Raw genomic sequence first — 22,977 nt, forward strand, 5'->3', positions numbered from 1 at the left:
GTAGATATTTAAGGAAATAAATTTATGATGGTGTTGTACTCGGGCACAAATTGCCCATTCTCGCAACGCTGCCGTCTGGTGCTTTTTGAAAAAGGCATGGACTTTGAAATCCGTGATGTGGACTTGTTTAACAAGCCAGAAGACATCTCGGTTATGAACCCTTATGGCCAAGTTCCAATCTTGGTAGAGCGTGACTTGATTTTGTATGAGTCAAATATCATTAATGAATATATTGATGAGCGCTTTCCTCATCCACAATTGATGCCGCCTGATCCTGTTGCACGCGCACGCGCACGCCTCTTCCTCTTCAATTTTGAAAAAGAGTTGTTCGTACACGTTGCATCCTTAGAGAATGAAAAAGGTAAAGCAGCTGAGAAGTCTCATGAAAAAGCGCGTTTAGCGATTCGTGATCGCTTAACTCAGCTTGCACCTATTTTTGTGAAAAATAAGTATATGCTGGGTGAAGAGTTTTCTATGCTGGATGTAGCAATCGCTCCTTTATTGTGGCGTTTGGAGCATTACGGCATTGACCTCTCACGCAATGCAGCACCTCTCTTGAAGTACGCCGAGCGTATTTTCAGCAGACCTGCTTACATTGAGGCATTGACTCCATCAGAAAAGGTAATGCGTCGCTAAGCGGCTCATTACTCAGGCCGGCAGAATAAGCATGTCTGATATTCCAAGCAATAAACCCTACCTAATCCGTGCCCTACATCAGTGGTGCACGGATTTTGGTTTTACGCCTTTCATGGCAGTCTTTGTGGACTCTAGTGTTGAAGTGCCTATGGAGTTTGTGAAGAAAGATGAAATTGTTTTAAATCTTTCCCTAGAGGCCTGCCATCAGTTAAATTTGGATAATGACTGGATTAGTTTCCAGGCAAGATTTGGCGGAGTCCCAAGAAAAATTATGGTTCCTGTAAGCCATGTTTTAGCAATATATGCACGAGAAAATGGCCAGGGAATGTCCTTTCCCTTTGATGCCAGTCAGGCCGGCAGAGTCAAAGAAGGCGCCCCCGAGAATGCTGAAAAGCCAAAAGCCAGCAGGCCTTCCTTGACGATTGTGAAATAGGTTAAAATATCTTCCGTTGCCCCTTTAGCTCATCTGGTAGAGCAACTGATTTGTAATCAGTAGGTGGTCTGTTCGAGTCGGACAAGGGGCACCAAAATTCAAAACCTAAGTTCTCACGAACTTAGGTTTTTTCAATTGTGGGGGCAATATTCAAGTGCGCTGCAAGCTACCTAATTGAGTAAGTTCGCTCTTCTAGTTTCTGGTAAGTACAGAATTGCCACGATTGCACCGCTAGCCAAGAAAACAGTTGGATACCAGAGTCCCGCAACATTGCTTGCCCATTGTTGGTTAAGCCAAGTAACAGTTAAGGGGAGTAGGCCCCCGATCCACCCAGCCGCTAGATTGTGTGGAAGGGTGGCTGCGCTATTTCTAGTTTTAGCTGGAAATAGCTCTGCAAGTAGGGCTGTTTGTGGACCTACTACAAGCGCTAGTATTGCTGATAGGCCAACCAAGACACCTGCTATCAATAAGATAGATCCACTATTACTTTGCAGTAAATAAAACGCCGGCAGTATTAGTGTGGCACCTAATATGAGGCCGCTGACAACGACAGGCTTTCTGCCAATCTTGTCTGAGAGCCATCCTGCGAATACGGTCAATGGCAATAGTGAAACTGTTGCAAAGACGCTTAACTGGTCAACCAGTTGGGGTGCAAGCTTTACGGTGGTTTTAAGAAAGATTGCGGTGTAAACCTGAACGCAGAAAAACAATACTGCACCGCCAGCCGAGATGCAGAAGAAAAGTAGAAACATTCGCTTTCTGGTTTCTGGATCTTTTAGATTGTCACGCAAAGGGCTTTTAGACTGAGCCTCTGTTTTACTAAGCTGCAAATAGATCGGTGTCTCTTCCAGAGCCATGCGGGCCTTAAATGCAATCAACAGCAGAATCAGCGAAACCCAAAACGGCACACGCCAGCCCCAGGATAGAAATTCTTCTTGGGTAAGATAGGTTTGTAGCAAGGCAATTTGGAGCGTAGATACCAAGATGCCAAGTGGTCCCATGAGCTGCAAAAAGCTAGTCTTAAAGCCTCGATTAGAGTCACCTGCATGCTCAGTGAGATAGACGGCGCTACCGCCAATTTCTCCTCCTGCCGAGAGACCTTGAAGCAGTCTGAGGCTGACCAACAGAATAGGTGCCCAGATTCCAACCTGAGCATAGGTCGGTAAAAAGCCAACGCAGACTGTAGCAATCCCCATGAGGGAGATGGTGATTATGAAGACGGGGCGTCGCCCAATACGATCGCCAATACTGCCAAATATCGCTGCTCCAATGGGCCTCACCACCATGCCAACACCAAAGGTTGCCAAGCTGGCTAAGAGGGCTGTACTAGGATCGCTGGAGGGAAAGAAGAGGGGGCCAAAGACCACCGCAAGAGTGGCAAAAGTAAGAAAGTCATACCACTCTAGAAAGGTTCCAAAGCAGGCTGCAATAGCTACTTTTCTATAGGAACGTGATGGGGATTGTGTTTCTGATGCGTGTGTAGCAGTCAATTTTTATTCAAAGTCAGTTGACGATTCAATTAAGGGTGCGGATAAATTTTTACTAGGCTTAACACCAAGCTCACGGACTTTTTCCGCAGTACGAATCAGATTGCCCTTGCCAGACTTGAGTTTACTAAAGGCATCGTGATAACTTGTTTGGGCTTGATCTAAACGTTGACCAAGTTTTTCAAGATCGTCAACAAAGCCAACAAACTTGTCGTACAGCATGCCGCATTGTTTTGCAATTTCGAGAGCATTACGGTTTTGATGATCCTGGCGCCAGAGATGGGCAACGGTTCTCAGCGTAGCCATCAAGGTACTTGGACATACCAGCACAATATTTTTGGCTAGTGCCTCTTGATACAAATTAGGCGCAGTCTTTAGGGCCAGCAGAAATGCAGGTTCAATGGGCACAAACATCAATACAAAGTCTAGTGAGCCAATGCCGTATAAGGAGCTGTAGTTCTTGCTCGAGAGTCCTTGAATATGTTGTCGAAGAGACTGAATATGTGCCGCCAACTCTTGTTCTGAAATAGCAGGATCGGTTGCCTCAGCATGGCGTGAATACGCCGTAATAGAAACCTTGCTATCAACCACTAAGCTTCTACCCTCTGGCAGCTTAACTACTACGTCAGGCTGAAGACGTGAGCCATCAGTTTGCGTATGGCTATCCTGAACTAGATATTCTTCACCTTTTCTTAGACCTGAAGACTCTAGGATGGACTCTAAAACCAGTTCACCCCAATTACCTTGTACCTTAGAGTCGCCCTTCAGCGCTTGGGTCAGCGAACGTGTCTCATCTGACATGCGTAAATTCAGATTGGCTAGACGCTCGATCTCGCTCTTGAGGGCAAAACGCTCACGTGCCTCGTTACCGTAGGAAGTATTTACCTGCTCTTTAAATTCCGAAAGCTTAGTTTGTAGCGGCTTTAGAAGAGCATCTAAACTAGCAACGTTTTGTTCGGTAAAGCGCTTAGACTTATCTTCCAAAATTTCATTAGCGAGATTTTTGAATTGGCTCGTCAGCGCCTCTTTAGCTTCATTAAGGGATTCAATTCTGCCTAAGCCCTGTTTACGCTCGGAGTCTAGTGCTGCCTCAAGTCGAATAGCATTCTGTAATGCCTGATCACGCTCTACTCGCAAGCTGGCAGCAAGCGCAGCATCATTTTGATTTTGTTGCTCAACTCTAGTAAGGGCTGAGCGTAAATTGAGCGCATAGACCAAAAGGCCTGCGCATAAACCGAATGGCAGGCCAAACAGTAAAAGAGAGCTTAAGTCAAAAGTCACAAATAGGAGCTATGCAGATTTTGTGTAATTAGCCTTGCACAAGCTTTTTCAACTCACCGCTTTCGAACATTTCAGTCATGATGTCTGAACCACCAATGAATTCACCATTGATGTAGAGCTGAGGAATAGTTGGCCAGTTAGCAAATTCCTTAATACCCTGGCGAATTGCATCATCTTCCAGAACATTAACAGTATGAAGAGTCTCTACACCACTTGCGCGCAAAATATTGATCGCGTTTCCGGAAAAGCCGCATTGCGGAAACTGGGCATTGCCCTTCATGAACAGCACAACGGGATGGCTTGTAACGATTTCTTGAATTTTTGCTTGAGTATCCATAATTTTTTCCTGAATTGATGCCATTTAAAGATGATGATGTACTGCTAATAATGAGGTAATTTTAAGGCTATCTGAAGAAAAGGGTTAATTCCCTTGGTCGGTTTTAGAGCCTTTTTCGTCCAGAAGCTGCTCGGCAGTGACCTGCCAAATCCAGGTGTGCCTGCACATCTATTAAACCCGCTACTTTCATAAGCCCCATCACGGCATCAGATTGATCAAAGCCATGCTCTACAGCAATCAAGCCACCAGGTTTCAGGTGTGGATCAGCCCCAGCAATAATGATTTCTAGGCAGCTTAAGCCGCTGGCGTAATCGGTTAGGGCAGATTCAGGCTCAAAGCGGAGATCTCCTTGAGTGAGGTGGGGGTCTTGATGGGCGATATAGGGCGGATTACTCACAATCACATCAAATTGGCTGAGTTCGGTCAAGGCCGCATACCAACTACCTTGAAAAAACTGGACTTGATCTAACAGGTTCAGAGATTGTGCATTTTGTTTGGCAATAGCCAGAGCCTCGGTTGATTGATCTGTTGCAATCAGCGATGCCAGTGGCATGGCGCTTGCGATTGAAAGTGCAATAGCACCAGAGCCAGTGCCTAGATCTAATACTTTTATGTGCTGATTGAGCTTGGCAATTTCAGTAAGGGCAATCTCTACGAGGAGCTCAGTTTCTGGGCGGGGGATAAGTACCCCAGGGCCCACCTCTAACTCAATATTGTGAAAGCCCTTTTTACCCAAGATATAGGCAATGGGCTCGCCATTCATTCTTCTGGAAACCAGTCTTTCCCATTCCCCAAAAGCTTGCTCACTCAAACTCATATCGTCACGAGATAGCAGGGCAGAGCGTGGGAGTTGGTAGTGCTTCTCTAAGATGTGGGCTAGTAATATCCGCGTTTCATTCGCTGGCAATGCGCAGTTACTAATGCATTCGCATAAAGGCGGGTAGGCACTCATCTTGGGGTGGGGTTAATTATCGCCAAGTGCCGCAAGAAGCTCCGCCTGATGCTCAGACGCAAGTGCATTGCACAGATCGTCTATATCGCCATCCATCATGGCATCGATCTTATAAAGCGTGAGATTGATGCGGTGATCAGTAATACGACCTTGCGGAAAGTTATAAGTCCGAATGCGATCACTACGATCACCAGTGCCAACTAAAGACTTTCTGGTCTGAGCTTCTAGTTGATGTTTTTCACGTTCACGGGCATCCATGATGCGAGAGACTAGAACTTTCATCGCTTGTTCACGGTTACGATGTTGACTGCGATCGTCCTGGCACTCAACCACAGTTCCGGTCGGCAAGTGCGTAATACGTACAGCGGAATCCGTTTTATTAATGTGCTGACCACCAGCACCTGAAGCTCTAAAAGTATCGATGCGTAATTCAGCTGGATTAATTTTGACTGCTTCTAATTCATCTGCTTCCGGCATCACTGCCACTGTGCAAGCCGAAGTATGAATACGTCCCTGAGTTTCTGTTTGGGGAACACGTTGCACGCGGTGACCACCAGACTCAAATTTGAGGCGTGAATAGACAGACTGACCTACTAAGCGCAGAACAACTTCTTTATAGCCACCAAGATCAGATTCGGCAGCATTCACCACTTCTACTTTCCAGCCCTGACGTTCTGCAAAGCGCGTATACATTCGGAGTAGGTCGCTAGCAAAAAGTGCACTCTCATCACCGCCTGTACCCGCCCGAATTTCTAAGAAGACATTGCGTTCGTCGTTGACATCTTTGGGTAGAAGTAGTTTTTGAAGTACACCCTCAAGCTCTTCCATAGTGGCTTGAGATTGTTTCTGCTCTTCATCAGCAAAGTCCTTCATATCAGGATCCTTGCGCATCTCTTCTGCAGCCTGAGCATCAGCCTCAGCTTGTTTATATAAGCCAAATTGCTCCACTACCGTCGCAATATCAGAATGCTCACGTGTGAGTTTCCGATAGTTGTCCATATCCTTGGTGGACTCTTCGGTAGTTAATAAAGAATTGAGTTCGGCTAAGCGCGTGTCTAGGTGTTCTAGCTTAGCCCGCATGCTGGGCTTCATCTAATGCTCTTCTAGCTTGGAGTGCGAGGCGAATAATTTGGGAAGCAACTTAATCAGGGCGTCACGCTCAGCGCCATTGGAATGTTGTAAAGCATGCAATGAGCCATGCAAGAACTTATTAGTTAAGCCTTGCGCCATTGCATTGAGAACCTCTTGGGGATCATCACCACGCATCAATCGTTTCATGGCACGATCCAGTTCAAGCTGCCTGAGATGCTCACCTTGTTGCTGAATATCCTGAATGAGTGGCACAGTCTTGCGACCTTGCATCCAGTGCATGAAATTACCAACACGATCTTCAATGATCGCTTCAGCCTGACTCACTGCTGCTTGACGTAAGGAAGTACCCGTCTGAATCATCACGCCTAAATCATCAACTGTATATAAGTAGATGTCATTTAAGCGGCTAATCTCTGGCTCAAAGTCGCGGGGAACCGCTAGATCAATCATAACCATGGGTTTACGACGACGTTGCTTCAAAGCACTCTCTACCATTCCTAATCCGATAATCGGCAGTGATGATGCTGTACTTGAAATGATGATGTCAAATTCATGTAATCGACTTGGCAGATCTGAGAGCTTGAATGATTCTGCCTCAACATCTTGAATAGAAATCGAATCTGCTAATTCTTGCCCGCGCTCAATCGTGCGATTAGAAATTGCCACTGCTTTAGGCTTACGTGCCACGAAATGGGTGGCGCATAGTGTGATCATGTCGCCAGCGCCAATAAATAGAACGCGTTGATCAGTAATACTTTCAAAAATGCGTTCAGCCAATCGAACTGATGCGGCTGCCATCGAGATTGAGTGAGCACCAATTTCTGTAGAGCCGCGAACTTCTTTTGCGACTGCAAAGGTTTTCTGAAAGAGTTGATTGAGATAAGTGCCAAGGACGCCTGCATCATTTGCAGTACGCACAGCATCTTTCATCTGACCCAAGATTTGGGTTTCGCCGATCACCATAGAATCTAATCCACAGGCAACTCTAAAAGCATGACGTACCGCATCAGATTGCGGTAGTGAATAAATGTGAGGCTCTAAACTACTTGGAGCAAGTTGTTGGGTTTTGGCTAACCAATCAAAAGTAGCTTCATGCAACAGGCTCGCTGCATCTGCATCGTTAGCAGCGCAGTAGAGCTCAGTTCGATTGCAGGTAGACAGAATTGTGGCCTCCGGCAGGCCGGCCTGATTCGCACCAACAAGATGTTGGCGAAGATCGTGCAACGCTTCTTGAAGAAATTCAGGGTCAAAGGCTACTTTTTCCCGAATGGCGACCGGCGCTGTGTGATGATTGATGCCGAGTGTCAACAACTTCATAATGGTGATTATAGATTTGATGTCAGCAACAAGGGGGTAGCAATGGGGTTTTTAGCTTTTCTGGTGATCGGTGGCTTAACTGGCGTTTTTGCCTTGGTTTTTTACCCAGGAAAACGTCAATCTAAGCCCAAGATTCAGAAATTCCTTATGGCAGTCTTGGTTGGCAGTATTGCTGCCCTAGCTAGCTCTTATGTAGGGCAATTTGCAGGCTTATTTCAGGCGGGTCAGATGCTCGAATGGCTCAGCGCCTTAGTGGCAGCAGGTTTTGCTGGCTACCTCAATGCAGTAGCTAATCGTTAGTTAAATAGCGTAGCTTGGGGTGTGGCGCTGGGTGTGGACTTCTTGGAGTTGACCCAGCAAATAGGGTTCTTGTGATGCTTCTCGAGCCACTCATTGGCTTTAGTGAAGTGCCTACAACTTGCCTTTGCACCAGGCTCTAGAAAGGGCCGATCTGTTTTATAGACCCCCAGCCCAGAAGGGTGGGAGGATTGCAGAATCAATTGATCTGGTGCTGCCTCAATCAGCGGGAGCTTAGATTGGGCATGGCCACCCCACAGCATCCAAGCCAAATTGGGCTTTTGCTGCGCTAAGGCGCTTATCAGTCGATCAATGAGAGGTTTCCAGCCCAGGTTGGCGTGACTGCCTGCTTCACCCAATTGGACGCTGAGAGCGGTATTGAGAAGTAGGACGCCTTGCTCCGCCCAAGTGTGCAGATCACCGTTGGGAAGAGTGCCAAAACCTTCCAGTGCCAGCGCCTTGCTGATATTACGTAAGGAGCTCGGAAATTGACGAGAATTTGTTGGAATATTGCTCGGAATAGAAAAAGCCAAGCCCTGGGCTAGCCCAGGAGAGTGATACGGATCTTGCCCCAAGATGACTACCTTCACCTGATTAAGTGGAGTCAGCGTAAGTGCTTTAAAGAAATTTTGTGGCTTTGGGCAAATCTCCTCGACCTCTTTATTGAGCTCGACTCTCAGATTGGTCTGTAGTGTTTGCCACTCAGGGGATTCAAAATAATCTCCGAGCAGGGCGCGCCAATCTTCTGGAATATCAGCCGCAGAAAATGAATGCATTACTCAACTGGAGTAAGTGTGAACTGGGCTGGAATTTGATCATCCGCAAGAACGGTCATGCACTCGTGTTCTAAGTCATCTCGGTAAAAGCAAATCTGAATGATTTTTCCTGTGATCAAGCTAGATAACACCTTATCCCAGCGGGCAGAAGTAATGCGCTCACCATTAATGCTTGCCAGAAGATCTCCAGCAGCTAGACCTGCTAATTGTGCAGCTCCGCCATCAAGTACATGCGTTACCTTTAGCCAGCCATTGTTATCACTATGGCGCATACCAAATTGCAGTTTTATTTGCTCTAGTTTGGAATATTTTTTTGGTTTAACTGTAATAAATTTGGAATCAATCCATTTTTGAATTGGAATATCCTCAATGCCAAAGATATAACCAGACTTAAATTCATTCCAAGTTGTATTAAATCCTGCACCCAGAAGTGTTCGCATTAAATTATCTAAACCATCTTCAGCTATTCCATCAAGCGTGACTCCATGGGTTTGCCAAATGAGGCGCATTAAATCATCTAAGGATTGACGGTTGCTTGTAAATGCACGAATCTTGAGGTCTAAACCTAGGGCGAGTAAAGCACCCTTGCCGTAATAACTCACGACTGCATTCGGCGTATTCTCATCGGCTTGGTAGTACTTGGTCCAAGCGTCAAAAGAGCTATCTGCAAGACTTTGCTTCAATCTTCCTGGGCCACGCAAAATACCATTCCAATTATTAGCAACTAACTGAAGGTAGGTTTTTAGATCAATACGTTTACTGCGAAATAATTGCAAGTCATCGTAGTAACTCGTAAAGCCTTCAAATAACCACAGTAAACGAGTATGGTTTCTGCGATCAAGTTGATAGGGTTGAAAGGCTTTTGGTTGAATACGTTTAACTAACCAAGCATGGAAGTATTCATGGCTACAAAGGCCTAGAAACTCAAGATAGGATGCCTCATCAAGCGGGGAATGTATTTGGGGAATTTGATCGCGACGGCACAGAAGAGCGGTACTGTTGCGATGCTCTAGTCCACCATATCCAGAAAGGACCGCATTGACCAAAAATAAATAATTTTGGAAAGGTGCTTGCTTAGTTTTTGGTTCAAAGAGATTAATAGTGCAGGTGCAGATCGCCTGAAGATCTGTTGCTAAACGTTCAAGATCAACTTCATGAATACAACCCTGAATGGCCATGGCATGTGACACGCCATTCGATTGCCAATGTGCAATCTGAAATTCACCCATCGCAATCGGATGATCTAAGAGATCATCATAATTTTTGGCGAGATAAAAGCCGTAACCTTGATCATCTACTTTAGCTTGTTGTAAGCCCGTTTGAACAGTCCAGGAGTTCGCGCAAGTATCTTTAGGAGGAACCAAGACTACTGCACAGGGTGAAGACTCCTGCCCCTTGACTGCTAAACATAAACTGCTTGGGTTGATAAAAGCACGCTCAGTATCTAGATAGGCGGCTCGTACTGAAGAATCAAATGCATATACCGTTGTGAGAATTTCTACTGCACCAGCCACCTTGGGTAAGCGCCACTGATCGTTGTCGATTCGCTCTAAGACCAGCGCTTCATTCGGCTGGTCAAGAGCAAACGCTTCGATCGTTTCAATTTGTTTGCTGAAATCACGTATTAAATAGCTTCCTGGAATCCAGGCAGGCATTTGTAAAATCTGACCGTTGGGCGAGGGATTCTCAATGTGTAACTTCACATGAAAGCGGTGAGAGTGCAAATCCGCAGACCAAATGGTGTACTGGATTACAGGTAGTTCAGAAGTATTGAGTTTGTTCATCAGTTTGGGCTATTACTTCAGACTGCTAAATTTCTTTTCAATATCGGTGATTTGAACTGCGCCAGGAAAGCGACTGCCATCAGCAAAGAAAATAGTGGGTGTACCTGTGATGCCATAAGTTTTGGCAAAGGCCATATTTTTATCTAAGGGCGTGGTGCAGTCGCTTTTACCGCTGGGGGCAATGCCATTGATCATCCAATCAATGTAGGCTTTCTGGGGATCAGCAGAGCACCAAATTTGTTTCGACTTTTGCGCAGAGTCAGCTGACAGAATCGGAATAAGGTAGGTATAGACCGTCACGTTATCTAGTTGCTGCAGGGATTTATCTAAACGCTTGCAGTAGCCGCAATTCGGATCAGAAAAAATGGCCAACTGTCGACTGCCATTACCGCGTACTACTTTTAAAGCATTTGATGGATTGAGTTCAGACCATTTGATGCGATTGAGGTCTGCCTGTTTTTGCTCGGTAATATTTTTTCCGGTAGCAATCTCTATGATTTCACCCTGGATTAAATACTTACTATTCGCATCGGTATAAAACACGTCATTTCCAACTAACACTTCGTATATGCCGGAGATGGGCGATTGAGAAACACTTTTGATTTTGGTATTTGGGCCAATCTTCTTTTGGAGCTCAGATCGAACTTGCTGCTCGGATTGCGCGTTGACTATTCCCGCCAAGACAGTAAGAGAGCAAGCTAAAGCGATAGTAGAAAATAATTTATTCAAAATCAGCATCCCCGAGAGCGCGTTCAATAAGGCGCCGTTTAATGAAGTGACTGCGGTTGACCATACCCAGCCCCCAGTTACGTAATTGCTTTTCAGTGTTACTACTCGCTGAGAAAAGTTTTTTAAGTTTGTCTGTCACCCAGAGTAATGCGCTGGTATCGCCTTGACGTTGGCGCTCATAGCGCCGCAGAAGCACTACGTCATTGGGTGGTCGAAAAGATTCTCGTTTACCCAATACATGAAGTAGTGATGCAACATCTCTGAGACCTAAATTTAAGCCTTGTCCTGCTAGTGGATGTATGACATGAGCAGCATCCCCAATCAGAACTACCTTAGGATTTTCTGCTGGGCCGATAAAACGACTCGCCTGAATTTTTCTAAGAGGAAAAGTCGCTGGCGCTGAATTGAGCGTGAGCTCTCCAAGTTGAGCGGCGATTGCGCCATTAGCAATCGAGGAAAACTTTTCAGCCCACCCTGAAAAATCGAGTTTTAAAAGATCCTCGGCATTTTCTGGTGAGGTTGACCACACCATTGACACTTGTTTATTTGGTAGCGGTAACATCGCCACAATATCGCCGCCTGGCAAAAACCATTGATAAGCAGTTTCTAGATGAGCGTTACTGCAAATCCAATTGGCTACTACGGCATTTTGTGAGTAGCTTTCCTCTTTTGCAGGAATCCCTAGCTCTGAGCGGATAGGTGAATTAGCACCATCAGCCGCAATCAGGAGCTGGGCTCTCAAGCTTGAACCATCTTTCAGATGGAGAAGAACCCCATCAGTAAGGATTTGTATGTTTTCGACTGCGCCATTCATGCGCTCCAATTTGCTTTGGAAGCGTGAGGCTTGATCTAGGGTGTGCTCGATTACATTCGATTCGCCAATCCAGGCTAGCTGGGGAACGCCTGCCTCAAAAGCGGATAGATGCAGCTGATCCTGCTTTTCGCCGCGATCGCCGAAAATTCGCATATCCCGAACCGCTTGCATACGACTGTGATCAACCGCATCCCAAACCTGTAGATGGGCCAATAATTTTTGGGTGCCGGGAGAAAAAGCATAAATACGTTGGCCCCATTGACTGCCTTCGGGGGCAGAAATCACTTGCCCTAAGTCGGGGGCAATCTGAACCGTATGTAGTCCAAGTTGCGCTAGACCTAAGGCGCAAGCCTTTCCCACTATGCCTCCGCCGACTACAGCAATATCTACAGTCCGTATTTGAGAGGTATTTTTGGGCATTTTGGCCGAGGTATTTGCATGAACTTCTGACATATCTCGATGATATCGAAACTAGCCCTTTACAATACGACCATGTCTTTGAAATGTGGCATCGTCGGCCTGCCTAACGTCGGCAAATCTACCCTCTTTAACGCGCTTACCAAGGCTGGAATCGCGGCGGAAAACTATCCTTTCTGCACGATCGAGCCCAATGTAGGTGTGGTCGAGGTTCCTGACCCCCGTCTTGCCGCTTTGGCTGAGATTGTGAAGCCTGAGCGTATCCTGCCTGCAGCTGTCGAATTTGTCGATATTGCGGGATTGGTAGCGGGCGCCTCCAAAGGTGAAGGTCTAGGGAATCAATTTTTAGCCAATATTCGTGAAACTGACGCCATTACCCATGTGGTGCGCTGTTTCGAGGACGCTAACGTGATTCACGTAGCTGGCAAGATCGATCCGATCTCCGATATTGTGGTGATTGATACCGAGTTAGCCTTATCTGACTTAACGACTGTTGAAAAAACGCTACAGCGATCAAGCAAAGCGGCTAAGTCAGGCAATGACAAAGAGGCTGCAGCTTTAGTAGCTGTGCTCACCAAAGTGCAGGCTCACTTAGATCAAGCCCAGCCAGTACGCAGTATGAAGCTGACCGAAGAAGAAAACTTGCTCTTAAAGCCACTCTGCTTAATCACAGCAAAGCCGGCAATGTATATCGCTAACGTCAAAGAAGACGGTTTTGAAAACAATCCGTATTTAGAGGCGGTGATTCAGCATGCGGCCAAAGAGGGCGCACCAGTAGTGGCGGTATGTGCCGCAATTGAGGCTGAGATTGCTGATTTGGATGATGCCGATAAAGTGGAATTTCTTGCTGATCTAGGTATGGAAGAGTCTGGATTAGATCGCGTGATTCGTGCAGGTTATAAGTTATTGGGGCTACAGACCTACTTTACTGCTGGCGTTAAAGAGGTTCGCGCTTGGACTATTCATCAAGGTGACACAGCGCCTCAAGCTGCAGGCGTTATTCATACAGACTTTGAGCGTGGCTTTATTCGTGCACAAACTATTGCATATGAAGACTTTGTTCAATTCAAGGGTGAGCCTGGTGCCAAAGAAGCTGGCAAGATGCGTGCCGAAGGTAAGGAGTATGTCGTTAAAGATGGTGATGTCTTAAATTTCCTCTTTAACGTCTAAAGCACCATCTTCGAAGAAAAAGCCCTTATATGTAAGGGCTTTTTTGCTTTCTTGGGAGTCTAAATCAACCTGCTTTGACAGCCTTTTCTAGGCACTTAGAAATTTCTTCATAGCGCTTGATGGCGACCTTAGTGGGCACTACTTCTTTTTTACGCCCATCTTCATTGGCTGCCATCTTGATGTAACCCATGGCGCTGAGATTCTTCAGGCGTCCGTGCAGCGTGGCTTGAGAGCCAAACTCAGACATCGAAATTAAATCCCCAACCAATAGAGATTGATTAGCATGAAAGCTCAGAATGATTTTGTCCAGAAGACTCTCTTCAATGGAGTCGAGTTTCTTACCAGGGTTCATTCGATCAAGAGCATCAATCAAATTTAGAAAACGAACATAGCAAGAAGATTTAGTGGTGGACATTGTTTGGTGCGTTAAGTATTTGTAGTTAGCCTTAGGGTTAATACCATTGTAGACCTATTAATCTTGTCTGCAACTTGTATGTGCCCATAGAATCAACCATACTGGCAATAATGGATAAAACAAGTCGCGAATGGATGCTTGGGTTAATCGTGAGCGCGCTTGCTTACTCAATCCTTTTTTATATCAACGATTGGCTTACAACGCACCTTAGCTATGGTCTTGGTGTTAATTGGATTTATCTTCCAGCCGGCTTACGTTTATTTTTGACGCTCATCTTTGGTTTATCTGGTGCCGTGGGCATTGCCATTGCTTCATTTGTAATCTGTTTTTTTGGGCAATTTCCATTCGAGCTTACTACCTATATTGGTATCGGCTTGATATCTGGCTTTGCACCCTATTTAGCAAAACTCTTTGTTGTGAGCAATATCAGTATCTCATCTGATTTAAGTAACCTGAGCTTACAGAAACTGGCAATTTGCATTGTGATTTACGCTGCCCTAAGTTCAGGCTTACACCAATGGTGGTTCGCAGTTCGAGGTATTGATGAGGCTGGAACTCTCAATCATTTTCTAGTCATGGTGATTGGCGACGTGCTCGGGGCAGTAATACTGATCGGGCTTGTTAAGTTTGGCTTGGACCTAATGAAGCCCTCTAAAGCTAATTAATTAAATAGCTGGCTCAAAGCAGCCCCTGGATCATCCGCCTTCATAAAGGCTTCACCCACTAAGAATGCATTGATCTGATGATCACGCATCAATTGCACATCGGCACGATTCATGATTCCAGATTCGGTAACCAGGGTTTTGCCAGCGGGAACCATTGACAGCAAGGACAGGGTTGTTTGAAGGGTCACTTCAAAAGTCTTCAGGTTGCGATTATTGATTCCAAGCAAAGGCGTTTTTAATTCAAGCGCTTGTTCTAATTCAGGCGCGTTATGCACCTCAACGAGGACATCGAGACCGAGTTCATAAGCACAAGCTTCTAGCTCCTTCATTTGATTGAGCTCTAAGCAAGCCACAATCAGCAAAATAGCATCAGCACCGATTGCTCTTGCTTCGTAGACTTGATAGTGGTCGATCGTAAAGTCTTTGCGTAAGACTGGAATATTGCAGGCAGCCCTTGCAGCCTGAAGATAAGCATTAGCCCCCTGAAAATAATCTTTGTCTGTAAGGACAGACAAACAGGCCGCTCCGTTTTTTTCATAGGATTGAGCAATCTCAGCTGGCTGAAAATTCTCTCGCAAGATTCCTTTGCTAGGGCTAGCTTTCTTAATCTCGGTAATCACACCGGCTTTGCCTGTTGAAATCTTTCGCTCAATAGATTGAATAAAGCCTCGCGGCTTTAACAGTACATTACGATTATTTTCTTCGGCCTGATCGCGCTGATTAGCTAAAGAGATTTTTTTCAAATCGGCAGCGATCTCTATTTTCTTGGTAGCAACTATTTTGTCGAGGATATCGCTCATGAAGATCTTAATTAGTTTTGGGTTGCCGCTACAAATTGGTCTAGCTTTTGACGAGCGGCACCAGATGTAATGGCTGCTTGCGCCATCTGAATGCCGCTAGCAATGCTTGGCGCTACATCAGCTACATACAGTACCGCACCAGCATTAAGGCAAACAATATCACTTGCTGGGCCGGATTTTTTATTGAGTACATCTAAAACAATCGCTTTCGATTCTTCGGCATCGGCCACTTTAAAGCTGCTGGTGGAAGCTGTACTTAAACCAAAGTCTTTTGGATGAATCTCGTATTCACGAACCTGGCCATCTTTTAATTCGCCAACGAGTGTGGGGCCTTCGAGAGAAATCTCATCTAAGCCATCATGGCCATAAACCACTAATGCATGATCCATTCCCATCGCTTGTAATACACGCGCCTGAATGCCGACTAAGTCTGCATGAAACACACCCATCAGGATGCGCTTGGCATCTGCTGGGTTTGTAAGGGGTCCCAGAATATTAAAAATCGTGCGCACACCCAAGTCTTTACGAATCGGCACCACATTCTTCATTGCAGGGTGATGGTTCGGTGCAAACATAAAGCCCACCCCTACATCAGCAATACATTTTGCAACCTGCTCAGGTGAGAGTGATAGCTTAACGCCTAAAGACTCTAGAATATCCGCGCTACCGGATTTGCTGCTCACGCTGCGATTGCCATGCTTAGCAATTTTTGCGCTAGCGGCTGCAGCGACAAACATGGCAGCTGTAGAAATATTGAAAGTGTGAGCACCATCTCCACCCGTGCCCACTACGTCGACTAAATTTTTTCTATCCTCTACGTGTACTGGCGTTGCGAACTCACGCATAACTTGCGCGGCTGCGGCGATTTCACCAACAGTCTCCTTTTTGGTACGCAGGGCAACGAGTAGGCCGGCAACCAAAGTTGGCGGCATCTCACCACTCATGATCAGACGCATCATTGCAGTCATCTCGTCATGAAAGAGTTCGCGATGTTCAATGCAACGTTGTAATGCTTGCTGTGGAGTAATGGACATAAGAATCGACTAAATACCTTGAGTTATTTGGCTTGCAAGAAGTTCTTTAGTAATGCATGACCATGTTCTGAAAGAATCGATTCTGGATGGAACTGCACGCCTTCTACTGCGAGTTCTTTATGGCGTACACCCATAATTTCACCATCAGAAGAAGTGGCTGTTACCTCAAGAACTGTCGGTAATGAACTCTTTTCAATGGCAAGCGAGTGATAACGCGTTACTTTGAATGGGTTGGGCAAATCTTTGAAAACACCGACGCCAGTATGGTGAATATCATCGGTCTTGCCATGCATGACCTTCTGGGCGCGAATAATCTTGCCGCCAAATGCTTCACCAATCGCTTGGTGTCCAAGGCAGACACCTAGGATTGGAATCCGTCCGGCAAAGCGTTGAATCGTAGCCACTGAAATCCCTGCTTCAGCTGGACTACATGGCCCAGGTGAAATACAAATACGCGCAGGATTGATCTTGGCAATCTCTTCAACCAAGATTTCATCATTACGGAAGACCTTTACCTCTTCACCAAGCTCTGCGAAATACTGGACGAGGTTGTAGGTAAATGAATCGTAGTTATCAATCATGAGGAGCATCGAGTCCTCCTTGTACTAAATCGGCCGCCATTAAAACTGCTCGAGCTTTTACTTCAGTTTCTTTCCACTCAGCAGTGGGGTCAGAGTCTGCAACTACACCAGCGCCTGCTTGAGAATGCAATACGCCATCACGAATTACACCAGTTCGAATGGCGATCGCTACATCCATATCGCCAGAGAAGGAGAGGTAACCAACTGCGCCACCATAGACTCCGCGTTTTACAATTTCCATCTCATCAATAATTTCCATCGCCCGAATTTTTGGGGCACCCGATAAAGTGCCGGCAGGAAAGGTTGCTCGCAGAACGTCCATATTGCTCATATTGTCTACTAGCTCGCCTTCAACAGAGCTAACAATATGCTGTACGTGAGAATACTTTTCAATCGACATCGAATCTGTCACTTTGACGGTGCCTGTCTTGGCAATACGGCCTACATCGTTACGCGCCAAGTCAATCAACATCACATGTTCTGCAATTTCTTTTGGATCGGCAAGCAATTCTGTCGCAAGGCGCTCATCTTCCTCAGGTGTTGCGCCACGAGGACGTGTGCCAGCTAATGGACGAATCGTCACAATCTTTTGACTCTCACGTTGTTCTTGGCGCACTAAGATTTCTGGTGATGAGCCCACTACCTGCAGATCACCAAAGTCATAGAAGTACATATAAGGTGATGGATTCAAAGAGCGTAATGCACGATAGAGAGCAAGCGGTGAATCTGTAAATGGTTTACTAATGCGCTGGCCAATCACCACCTGCATGCAATCGCCAGCCAATATATATTCTTTGGTTTTGAGAACGGCATTTTCAAAGTCTGCTGCCTTGAACTTGCGGATCAATTCTGTTTTAGTGCTAGGCAATGAGGCTGGCATGCTCACAGGTTTGCTTAAGCAAGCAAGCAATTCTTTTAAACGCGCTTGGCCCTTATCAAAGCTATCTGTCACGCTGGGGTCTGCATAGACAATTAAATAAATACGACCTGCAACGTTATCAACCACTGCTAACTCTTCGGTGAGCATCAATTGAATATCGGGCACACCCAATTCATCTGGCAGATGGTGTTTTGCTAAACGTGATTCAATGTAACGAACCGTGTCATATCCAAAGTAGCCAGCAAGTCCGCCACAGAAGCGCGGGAGTCCGGGCTGTACTGCTACTTTGAAGCGCTTGAAATAAGCGTCTACAAAATCCAATGGGTTGTCATGATTGCTTTCAATCACCTTGTCATTGACGAGTACTTCAGTGATTGGTGCATCAGGCGTCCCTACTGTTCTCAAAACAGTTTTTGCAGGTAGACCAATAAAAGAGAAGCGACCAAAGCGCTCACCACCTAAGACAGATTCAAGTAGATAGGTATTTTTTTGTCCAAAGGCTTGAGTGAGCTTGACGTAGAGCGAGAGCGGCGTCTCTAAGTCTGCTAAAACTTCTTTCACCAATGGAATGCGATTGAAACCCTGTTTTGCGAGGGCAAGAAATTCTTCATGCTGCATTACGCTTTTCCTGACGACGCTAGTTCTGCACGCATCTCTTTAATGACGTCAGCATAATTTTCTTTGCCAAAGATGGCAGAGCCAGCAACAAAAGTATCTGCACCAGCTTTAGCTACTTCTGCAATATTTTCAACCTTAATTCCGCCATCCACTTCAAGACGAATATGGCGACCAGTCTCTTGTTGATAACGATCTAGGCGCGCACGCACTTGAGTAATCTTATCTAGTGTGCTCGGAATAAATGACTGACCACCAAAGCCTGGGTTGACTGACATGAGTAACACAAGGTCGAGCAATTCCAACGTGTGATCGAGGTGATCAAGCGGTGTTGCTGGGTTTAAAACCAAACCAGCCTGGCAACCTTGATCGCGAATCAGATTAATTGTGCGATTTACATGAGGACTTGCCTCTGGATGAAAGCTAATCAGGTTTGCACCTGCTTTTGCAAAATCTGGGATGAGGCGATCAACTGGTTCCACCATCAGGTGCACATCAATCATCGCTGGCTTGCCATCTTTTGTTGCATGTGGGCGAATTGCCTCGCAAACCAAGGGGCCAATAGTCAGGTTGGGAACGAAGTGGTTGTCCATCACATCAAAGTGAATCCAGTCTCCACCCGCCATGAGAACATCTTGAACTTCCTTGCCCAGGCAGGCAAAGTCAGCCGACAAAATGGAGGGTGCAATGACAAACTGGCTATTTGAGGGCGATTTCTGGCTATCCATCCCTAGATTCTAGCTTGCAGTTGAGCTTAGGATGGAGCAGAATTCGAGCATGAATCCTCATGAAATCAGCATTACGGTCAAAACCCAGTATTTGGCTGAGCAGTCTGACCCCGATAATCGTCAGTTTGCCTTTGCCTACACGGTCTCTATTAAAAATACTGGTACGGCTAGCATCCAGTTAATCGCCCGTCATTGGTTTATTACCGATGGGGAAAATGATGTCCAAGAGGTGCGTGGCCTGGGAGTGGTAGGCCAACAACCCCTTTTACGGGCAGGGGAACAGTTTGAATACACCAGTTGGGCTACATTACCGACACCGGCGGGAACCATGCGTGGGGAGTATTTCTGTGTCACGGAAGAAGCTCAGTTTTTCCAAGCCCCAATTCCTGAATTTGCCTTGGTGATGCCCAGAACCTTGCACTAGGTTCTCAAAAACACTATTTTTTGCCCTTACCAGTCCAAAGGACGATAAACAGCAGCAGGGCTAAGGCTAGGCCGCCCTCCAAGGCAAACAAGATCATCGGGTATTCATCGAGTACATTGGCAATCATGATTTCTATATCCAAATTAATAAGTTGCAAAAATACTTCGCGAGTCTTTGCCTGCAGTGTATTCGCTGTCAGCATTGCTAGCTTATTGGTTGCTTGCTCTACGCCTCCTACCCGTGGATCTGCTTATCGAGCTAGTGGTACTGCCCCAACTAGCTATAGCTCCTCGATCGCTAGCTTCCGATCCGTCTCGTGGCAGGACTTGCCTGGCTGGCAAGAGGATGATTTAACCCAGGCTTGGCCAGCTTGGCTCAAGAGTTGTGATGCCCTGCGTAAACGCAATAGTGAAATGAATTGGCGCCAGGTCTGCTCCCAAGTCTCAGCAATTTCAGGTCGTGATGAACGTGCAATTCGCCAGTACTTCGAGGGAAATTTTCAGGCATACGAAGTACGTAACAGTGCTACAGGCAACGAATCTGGACTAATTACTGGTTATTACGAGCCCGTCATGAATGGCTCCCAAACCCGCACAGCCACTTACTCTATTGCCTTGTACGGCCTGCCAAATGCCTGGAAGGGCTCAAAGCCAAGCCCTGCGCCAACACGTGCAGAACTCATGAGTTCTGGAGTGCTGCGAGGTTCAGAAATCGCCTGGGTGCAAGATCCTGTAGCTGCTGCTTTTATGCAAATTCAGGGCTCTGGAAAAATTCGTTTAGAAGATGGACGTGTATTGCGACTGGGTTATGCCGGCACCAATGATCAGCCGTTCAAGTCTTTTGCCCAGTGGTTGCTCGATCGCAAGGAGATCACGCGCGGTGAAGCATCGATGCAGGGTATTTCTGCATGGGCTAAGCGCAACCCAGGCCGAGTAGAGGAAATGCTCAATGCCAACCCTCGATTTGTATTCTTTAAAGAGTTGCCGAGTAATGTCAGTCCTGATCTAGGTCCTATTGGCGCTTTGGGAGTGTCTTTAACGGCCGAAAGAAGTATTGCTATTGATCTCAAAGCGATGCCCTTAGGTGCCCCAGTCTTCTTGAGCACCACCAAACCCTTGAGCAGCCAAACCTTACAAAAGTTAGTGATGGCACAAGATACAGGCAAGGCCATTGTGGGCGGGGTACGAGCAGATTACTATTGGGGATCAGGAGATTCTGCAGGTGAGTTAGCGGGACGCATGAAGCAAGATGGCAAGATGTGGTTATTGCTACCACGCTGAACAAATTATTTTTTGAAAGAGATTGATGACCTACAACACTATATTGACTGAAGTGGATGGCAAAGTTGCCGTCATTACTCTCAATCGCCCTCAAGTATTAAATGCCCTAAATGATGAGTTGATGAATGAATTAGGTAAGGCGCTGTTGGGTTTTGATGCTGACGACAATATTGGTTGCATCATCGTCACCGGTAGTGAAAAAGCTTTTGCCGCCGGTGCGGATATTGCAACGATGGCAAAGTATGGATTTGCTGATGTTTATCGTAGCGGCTTTATTTCTCGTAACTGGGAAGAGATTAAAAAAGTACGCAAGCCAGTGATTGCGGCAGTGTCTGGATATGCGCTTGGTGGTGGGTGTGAGTTAGCGATGATGTGCGACACCATCATGGCAGCTGATAATGCGAAGTTTGCTCAACCAGAGGTGAAGTTGGGAATCATCCCTGGCGCCGGTGGTACACAACGTCTACCACGCGCAGTCTCAAAAGCAAAGGCAATGGATTTGGCGCTGACCGGCCGGATGATGGATGCGACTGAAGCCGAGCGCTCTGGTCTTGTTGCCCGTATTTTCCCACAAGCAGATTTGCTAAAAGAAGTGAAAGCGATTGCTAAGATAATTGCGGATATGCCACTGCTGACTGCGATGATGGTGAAAGAGGCAATCAATGCCGCATATGAAACTACGCTATCAGAAGGTATGCACCTTGAGCGTCGTTTATTCCACTCTTGCTTTGCAACTAATGATCAAAAAGAGGGTATGGCAGCTTTCATGGAAAAGCGCCCAGCTCAATTTACGAACTCGTAAAAACTTCAGCGCTCAGAGTAAATTATTTTTGTAAGTAGCGTTGGGCTAGCTTGACCCAGTAGCTAACGCCTACTGGGATCAGTGCATCATTAAAGTCATAAGAAGGATTATGAAGATGGCATGGACCCATGCCATGACCCACCGAGCGGTGATCGCCATCACCATTACCCAGAAACACATAGCAACCAGGTTTCTCTAGGAGCATGAACGCAAAGTCTTCTGCGCCCATGGTTGGATCGATAGAAGTATTGACGTTTTGCGCTCCAACTAGTTCACTCATAACCTCGCTTGCAAAATTCACTTCCTCATCATGATTAATGAGTGGGGGATAGTTGCGCGCAAAGCTGACTTCTGCTTGACAGTCAAATGCGCTAGCGACATTGTGTGAGATCTCTCTCAAACGTTGTTCAATCAAATCTAGGACTTCGATAGTAAATGTGCGAACGGTTCCACCAATAAACGCACTATCTGGAATGACGTTACTTGTCTCACCTGCATGGAACTGCGTTACCGATAACACTGCGGCATCTACTGGGCGCTTATTGCGTGTAATGATACTTTGTAGTGCTTGCACAACTTGAGTACCGGCAAGCAAGGGGTCAGCGCTATTGTGTGGCAAGGCGGCATGTCCACCCTTACCTCGAATGGTGATCTCAAAGGTGTTACTGGAAGCCATCATTGGGCCAGATGTCACGCCAAAATGTCCTTCGGCAAGTCCTGGCCAGTTATGCAGACCAAAGACAGCATCGCAAGGAAATTGTTTAAAGAGTCCATCGTTAATCATTTCTTGAGCGCCAGCACCACCCTCTTCTGCTGGCTGAAAAATGAAAATGACTGAACCGGTAAAGTCTCGATGATTGGATAAGTACTGAGCGGCACCCAAGAGCATGGCAGTGTGACCATCATGGCCACAGGCATGCATCTTGCCGGGATTCTTTGAAGTATGTTCAAAGTTGTTATGTTCTTGTAATGGCAGTGCATCCATGTCGGCTCGTAATCCAACCATCTTGCATGGACCTAATTCCCCGTCCAACCTTCCAACGACGCCAGTTTTTCCAAGGCCGCGATAAACCGTAATTCCCCAGCTTGAAAGTGCTTCAGCTACCAGATCGGATGTACGGTTTTCTTCAAAACGCAATTCTGGATGCGCATGAATATTACGGCGAATCTCTTGAATAGCTGATGCGGAGTCTATGATTTCTGGAAGTAATCGCATAAATTGATCTTATCT

26 protein-coding genes and 1 tRNA gene are annotated in these 22,977 nt (G+C 46.2%); 9 read left to right on the forward strand and 18 right to left on the reverse strand.

The features are described from left to right. Nucleotides 1-24: 24 nt before the first annotated feature. The 3 genes from C2758_RS00660 (at nucleotide 25) to C2758_RS00670 (ending at nucleotide 1,163) form a co-directional block, all read left to right on the forward strand. The gene (locus C2758_RS00660; RefSeq protein ID WP_215328436.1) at nucleotides 25-636 is read left to right on the forward strand and encodes a glutathione S-transferase N-terminal domain-containing protein; all 612 of its coding nucleotides are present in this window, start codon (nucleotides 25-27) and stop codon (nucleotides 634-636) included. A 31-nt stretch (nucleotides 637-667) separates the two neighbouring features. After that, on the forward strand, nucleotides 668-1,069 hold the full coding sequence (locus C2758_RS00665) for a ClpXP protease specificity-enhancing factor (RefSeq protein WP_215328438.1): 402 nt from the start codon (nucleotides 668-670) through the stop codon (nucleotides 1,067-1,069). Between the two features lie 18 nt (nucleotides 1,070-1,087). Then, nucleotides 1,088-1,163, forward strand: a tRNA-Thr gene (locus C2758_RS00670). 76 nt (nucleotides 1,164-1,239) lie between these two features. On the opposite strand, the gene C2758_RS00675 is transcribed toward C2758_RS00670, so the two are convergent. From C2758_RS00675 to hemA, 6 genes are all read right to left on the reverse strand, one after another. Next, complete coding sequence (locus C2758_RS00675; protein ID WP_215328440.1) at nucleotides 1,240-2,559, reverse strand: MFS transporter; 1,320 nt, start codon at nucleotides 2,557-2,559, stop codon at nucleotides 1,240-1,242. A gap of 3 nt (nucleotides 2,560-2,562) precedes the next feature. After that, entirely contained in the window at nucleotides 2,563-3,837 is a 1,275-nt protein-coding gene (gene rmuC, locus C2758_RS00680) for a DNA recombination protein RmuC (protein WP_215328442.1), read from the reverse strand. 28 nt (nucleotides 3,838-3,865) lie between these two features. Beyond that, the gene (gene grxD / locus C2758_RS00685; protein ID WP_215329982.1) at nucleotides 3,866-4,174 is read right to left on the reverse strand and encodes a Grx4 family monothiol glutaredoxin; all 309 of its coding nucleotides are present in this window, start codon (nucleotides 4,172-4,174) and stop codon (nucleotides 3,866-3,868) included. Between the two features lie 103 nt (nucleotides 4,175-4,277). Continuing rightward, nucleotides 4,278-5,126 (reverse strand): peptide chain release factor N(5)-glutamine methyltransferase, encoded by an 849-nt coding sequence (prmC, locus tag C2758_RS00690; protein WP_215328443.1) that lies wholly within the window; start codon nucleotides 5,124-5,126, stop codon nucleotides 4,278-4,280. 12 nt (nucleotides 5,127-5,138) lie between these two features. Continuing rightward, nucleotides 5,139-6,218 (reverse strand): peptide chain release factor 1, encoded by a 1,080-nt coding sequence (gene prfA / locus C2758_RS00695; RefSeq protein WP_215328445.1) that lies wholly within the window; start codon nucleotides 6,216-6,218, stop codon nucleotides 5,139-5,141. Next, nucleotides 6,219-7,535 (reverse strand): glutamyl-tRNA reductase, encoded by a 1,317-nt coding sequence (gene hemA / locus C2758_RS00700; protein WP_215328447.1) that lies wholly within the window; start codon nucleotides 7,533-7,535, stop codon nucleotides 6,219-6,221. It lies immediately after the preceding gene. Between the two features lie 42 nt (nucleotides 7,536-7,577). On the opposite strand from hemA, the gene C2758_RS00705 reads away from it, so the two are divergent. Continuing rightward, nucleotides 7,578-7,835 (forward strand): hypothetical protein, encoded by a 258-nt coding sequence (locus C2758_RS00705; RefSeq protein ID WP_215328449.1) that lies wholly within the window; start codon nucleotides 7,578-7,580, stop codon nucleotides 7,833-7,835. Here C2758_RS00705 and C2758_RS00710 read toward each other — a convergent pair. Genes C2758_RS00710 through C2758_RS00725 form a run of 4 tightly spaced genes read right to left on the reverse strand, consistent with a single transcriptional unit; the run spans nucleotide 7,832 to nucleotide 12,388 of the window. Then, nucleotides 7,832-8,608, reverse strand: a complete 777-nt coding sequence (locus C2758_RS00710; protein ID WP_215328451.1) for a uracil-DNA glycosylase — start codon at nucleotides 8,606-8,608, stop codon at nucleotides 7,832-7,834. The two genes, C2758_RS00705 and C2758_RS00710, sit on opposite strands and share 4 nt — an antisense overlap. After that, nucleotides 8,608-10,392 (reverse strand): M61 family metallopeptidase, encoded by a 1,785-nt coding sequence (locus C2758_RS00715; protein WP_215328452.1) that lies wholly within the window; start codon nucleotides 10,390-10,392, stop codon nucleotides 8,608-8,610. The genes C2758_RS00710 and C2758_RS00715 overlap by 1 nt, the downstream gene beginning before the upstream one ends. A gap of 12 nt (nucleotides 10,393-10,404) precedes the next feature. After that, complete coding sequence (locus C2758_RS00720; protein WP_251369211.1) at nucleotides 10,405-11,121, reverse strand: DsbC family protein; 717 nt, start codon at nucleotides 11,119-11,121, stop codon at nucleotides 10,405-10,407. Next, complete coding sequence (locus tag C2758_RS00725) at nucleotides 11,114-12,388, reverse strand: FAD-dependent monooxygenase (RefSeq protein WP_215328455.1); 1,275 nt, start codon at nucleotides 12,386-12,388, stop codon at nucleotides 11,114-11,116. Before C2758_RS00725 ends, C2758_RS00720 begins: the two co-directional genes overlap by 8 nt. A 39-nt stretch (nucleotides 12,389-12,427) precedes the next feature. On the opposite strand from C2758_RS00725, the gene ychF reads away from it, so the two are divergent. Next, entirely contained in the window at nucleotides 12,428-13,522 is a 1,095-nt protein-coding gene (ychF, locus tag C2758_RS00730) for a redox-regulated ATPase YchF (RefSeq protein WP_215328456.1), read from the forward strand. A 64-nt stretch (nucleotides 13,523-13,586) separates the two neighbouring features. Here the strand turns inward: ychF and C2758_RS00735 are convergent, their stop codons facing one another. After that, the gene (locus tag C2758_RS00735; protein ID WP_215328457.1) at nucleotides 13,587-13,937 is read right to left on the reverse strand and encodes a hypothetical protein; all 351 of its coding nucleotides are present in this window, start codon (nucleotides 13,935-13,937) and stop codon (nucleotides 13,587-13,589) included. A gap of 110 nt (nucleotides 13,938-14,047) precedes the next feature. On the opposite strand from C2758_RS00735, the gene C2758_RS00740 reads away from it, so the two are divergent. Then, a complete protein-coding gene (locus C2758_RS00740; protein ID WP_215328458.1) occupies nucleotides 14,048-14,602 on the forward strand; it encodes a hypothetical protein in 555 nt (184 codons plus the stop codon). Here the strand turns inward: C2758_RS00740 and trpC are convergent. Genes trpC through rpe form a run of 5 tightly spaced genes read right to left on the reverse strand, consistent with a single transcriptional unit; the run spans nucleotide 14,599 to nucleotide 19,240 of the window. After that, on the reverse strand, nucleotides 14,599-15,402 hold the full coding sequence (gene trpC, locus C2758_RS00745; RefSeq protein WP_215328459.1) for an indole-3-glycerol phosphate synthase TrpC: 804 nt from the start codon (nucleotides 15,400-15,402) through the stop codon (nucleotides 14,599-14,601). The two genes, C2758_RS00740 and trpC, sit on opposite strands and share 4 nt — an antisense overlap. Nucleotides 15,403-15,413: 11 nt before the next feature. Next, nucleotides 15,414-16,436, reverse strand: coding sequence for an anthranilate phosphoribosyltransferase (gene trpD / locus C2758_RS00750; RefSeq protein ID WP_215328460.1), 1,023 nt, complete (start codon nucleotides 16,434-16,436; stop codon nucleotides 15,414-15,416). A gap of 23 nt (nucleotides 16,437-16,459) precedes the next feature. Further along, on the reverse strand, nucleotides 16,460-17,026 hold the full coding sequence (locus C2758_RS00755; RefSeq protein WP_215328461.1) for an aminodeoxychorismate/anthranilate synthase component II: 567 nt from the start codon (nucleotides 17,024-17,026) through the stop codon (nucleotides 16,460-16,462). Next, nucleotides 17,010-18,515 carry an anthranilate synthase component I gene (gene trpE, locus C2758_RS00760; RefSeq protein ID WP_215328468.1) on the reverse strand — a complete coding sequence of 502 codons (1,506 nt, stop codon included), beginning with the start codon at nucleotides 18,513-18,515 and terminating at the stop codon, nucleotides 17,010-17,012. Before trpE ends, C2758_RS00755 begins: the two co-directional genes overlap by 17 nt. Continuing rightward, entirely contained in the window at nucleotides 18,515-19,240 is a 726-nt protein-coding gene (rpe, locus tag C2758_RS00765; RefSeq protein WP_215328470.1) for a ribulose-phosphate 3-epimerase, read from the reverse strand. Before rpe ends, trpE begins: the two co-directional genes overlap by 1 nt. Nucleotides 19,241-19,289: 49 nt before the next feature. On the opposite strand from rpe, the gene apaG reads away from it, so the two are divergent. Next, entirely contained in the window at nucleotides 19,290-19,664 is a 375-nt protein-coding gene (gene apaG / locus C2758_RS00770; RefSeq protein WP_215328478.1) for a Co2+/Mg2+ efflux protein ApaG, read from the forward strand. A gap of 13 nt (nucleotides 19,665-19,677) precedes the next feature. On the opposite strand, the gene C2758_RS00775 is transcribed toward apaG, so the two are convergent. Further along, a complete protein-coding gene (locus tag C2758_RS00775) occupies nucleotides 19,678-19,866 on the reverse strand; it encodes a hypothetical protein (protein WP_215330307.1) in 189 nt (62 codons plus the stop codon). A gap of 10 nt (nucleotides 19,867-19,876) precedes the next feature. Between C2758_RS00775 and C2758_RS00780 the strand changes: the two genes are divergently transcribed. Both C2758_RS00780 and C2758_RS00785 read left to right on the forward strand, forming a co-directional pair. Further along, on the forward strand, nucleotides 19,877-20,944 hold the full coding sequence (locus C2758_RS00780) for a murein transglycosylase A (protein ID WP_251369212.1): 1,068 nt from the start codon (nucleotides 19,877-19,879) through the stop codon (nucleotides 20,942-20,944). A 25-nt stretch (nucleotides 20,945-20,969) separates the two neighbouring features. After that, complete coding sequence (locus tag C2758_RS00785; protein WP_215328497.1) at nucleotides 20,970-21,746, forward strand: enoyl-CoA hydratase; 777 nt, start codon at nucleotides 20,970-20,972, stop codon at nucleotides 21,744-21,746. A 22-nt stretch (nucleotides 21,747-21,768) separates the two neighbouring features. Here C2758_RS00785 and C2758_RS00790 read toward each other — a convergent pair whose 3' ends face one another. Next, the gene (locus C2758_RS00790; RefSeq protein ID WP_215328499.1) at nucleotides 21,769-22,962 is read right to left on the reverse strand and encodes a M20 aminoacylase family protein; all 1,194 of its coding nucleotides are present in this window, start codon (nucleotides 22,960-22,962) and stop codon (nucleotides 21,769-21,771) included. Between the last annotated feature and the right edge of the window lie 15 nt (nucleotides 22,963-22,977).

It is taken from the genome of Polynucleobacter sp. AP-Sving-400A-A2 (assembly GCF_018688155.1).
GTDB lineage: Bacteria > Pseudomonadota > Gammaproteobacteria > Burkholderiales > Burkholderiaceae > Polynucleobacter.

Coding starts and splice junctions, on each gene's coding strand:
- C2758_RS00740 (WP_215328458.1), top strand. CDS start 14,048: ATGGATAAAACAAGTCGCGAATGGATGCTTGGGTTAATCGTGAGCGCG.
- ychF (WP_215328456.1), top strand. CDS start 12,428: ATGTCTTTGAAATGTGGCATCGTCGGCCTGCCTAACGTCGGCAAATCT.
- trpE (WP_215328468.1), bottom strand. CDS start 18,515: ATGCAGCATGAAGAATTTCTTGCCCTCGCAAAACAGGGTTTCAATCGC.
- C2758_RS00660 (WP_215328436.1), top strand. CDS start 25: ATGATGGTGTTGTACTCGGGCACAAATTGCCCATTCTCGCAACGCTGC.
- prfA (WP_215328445.1), bottom strand. CDS start 6,218: ATGAAGCCCAGCATGCGGGCTAAGCTAGAACACCTAGACACGCGCTTA.
- C2758_RS00755 (WP_215328461.1), bottom strand. CDS start 17,026: ATGCTCCTCATGATTGATAACTACGATTCATTTACCTACAACCTCGTC.
- C2758_RS00710 (WP_215328451.1), bottom strand. CDS start 8,608: ATGCATTCATTTTCTGCGGCTGATATTCCAGAAGATTGGCGCGCCCTG.
- C2758_RS00725 (WP_215328455.1), bottom strand. CDS start 12,388: ATGTCAGAAGTTCATGCAAATACCTCGGCCAAAATGCCCAAAAATACC.
- C2758_RS00705 (WP_215328449.1), top strand. CDS start 7,578: ATGGGGTTTTTAGCTTTTCTGGTGATCGGTGGCTTAACTGGCGTTTTT.
- C2758_RS00715 (WP_215328452.1), bottom strand. CDS start 10,392: ATGAACAAACTCAATACTTCTGAACTACCTGTAATCCAGTACACCATT.
- C2758_RS00785 (WP_215328497.1), top strand. CDS start 20,970: ATGACCTACAACACTATATTGACTGAAGTGGATGGCAAAGTTGCCGTC.
- C2758_RS00775 (WP_215330307.1), bottom strand. CDS start 19,866: ATGCTGACAGCGAATACACTGCAGGCAAAGACTCGCGAAGTATTTTTG.
- rpe (WP_215328470.1), bottom strand. CDS start 19,240: ATGGATAGCCAGAAATCGCCCTCAAATAGCCAGTTTGTCATTGCACCC.
- C2758_RS00790 (WP_215328499.1), bottom strand. CDS start 22,962: ATGCGATTACTTCCAGAAATCATAGACTCCGCATCAGCTATTCAAGAG.
- C2758_RS00735 (WP_215328457.1), bottom strand. CDS start 13,937: ATGTCCACCACTAAATCTTCTTGCTATGTTCGTTTTCTAAATTTGATT.
- prmC (WP_215328443.1), bottom strand. CDS start 5,126: ATGAGTGCCTACCCGCCTTTATGCGAATGCATTAGTAACTGCGCATTG.
- grxD (WP_215329982.1), bottom strand. CDS start 4,174: ATGGATACTCAAGCAAAAATTCAAGAAATCGTTACAAGCCATCCCGTT.
- trpC (WP_215328459.1), bottom strand. CDS start 15,402: ATGAGCGATATCCTCGACAAAATAGTTGCTACCAAGAAAATAGAGATC.
- apaG (WP_215328478.1), top strand. CDS start 19,290: ATGAATCCTCATGAAATCAGCATTACGGTCAAAACCCAGTATTTGGCT.
- C2758_RS00665 (WP_215328438.1), top strand. CDS start 668: ATGTCTGATATTCCAAGCAATAAACCCTACCTAATCCGTGCCCTACAT.
- trpD (WP_215328460.1), bottom strand. CDS start 16,436: ATGTCCATTACTCCACAGCAAGCATTACAACGTTGCATTGAACATCGC.
- hemA (WP_215328447.1), bottom strand. CDS start 7,535: ATGAAGTTGTTGACACTCGGCATCAATCATCACACAGCGCCGGTCGCC.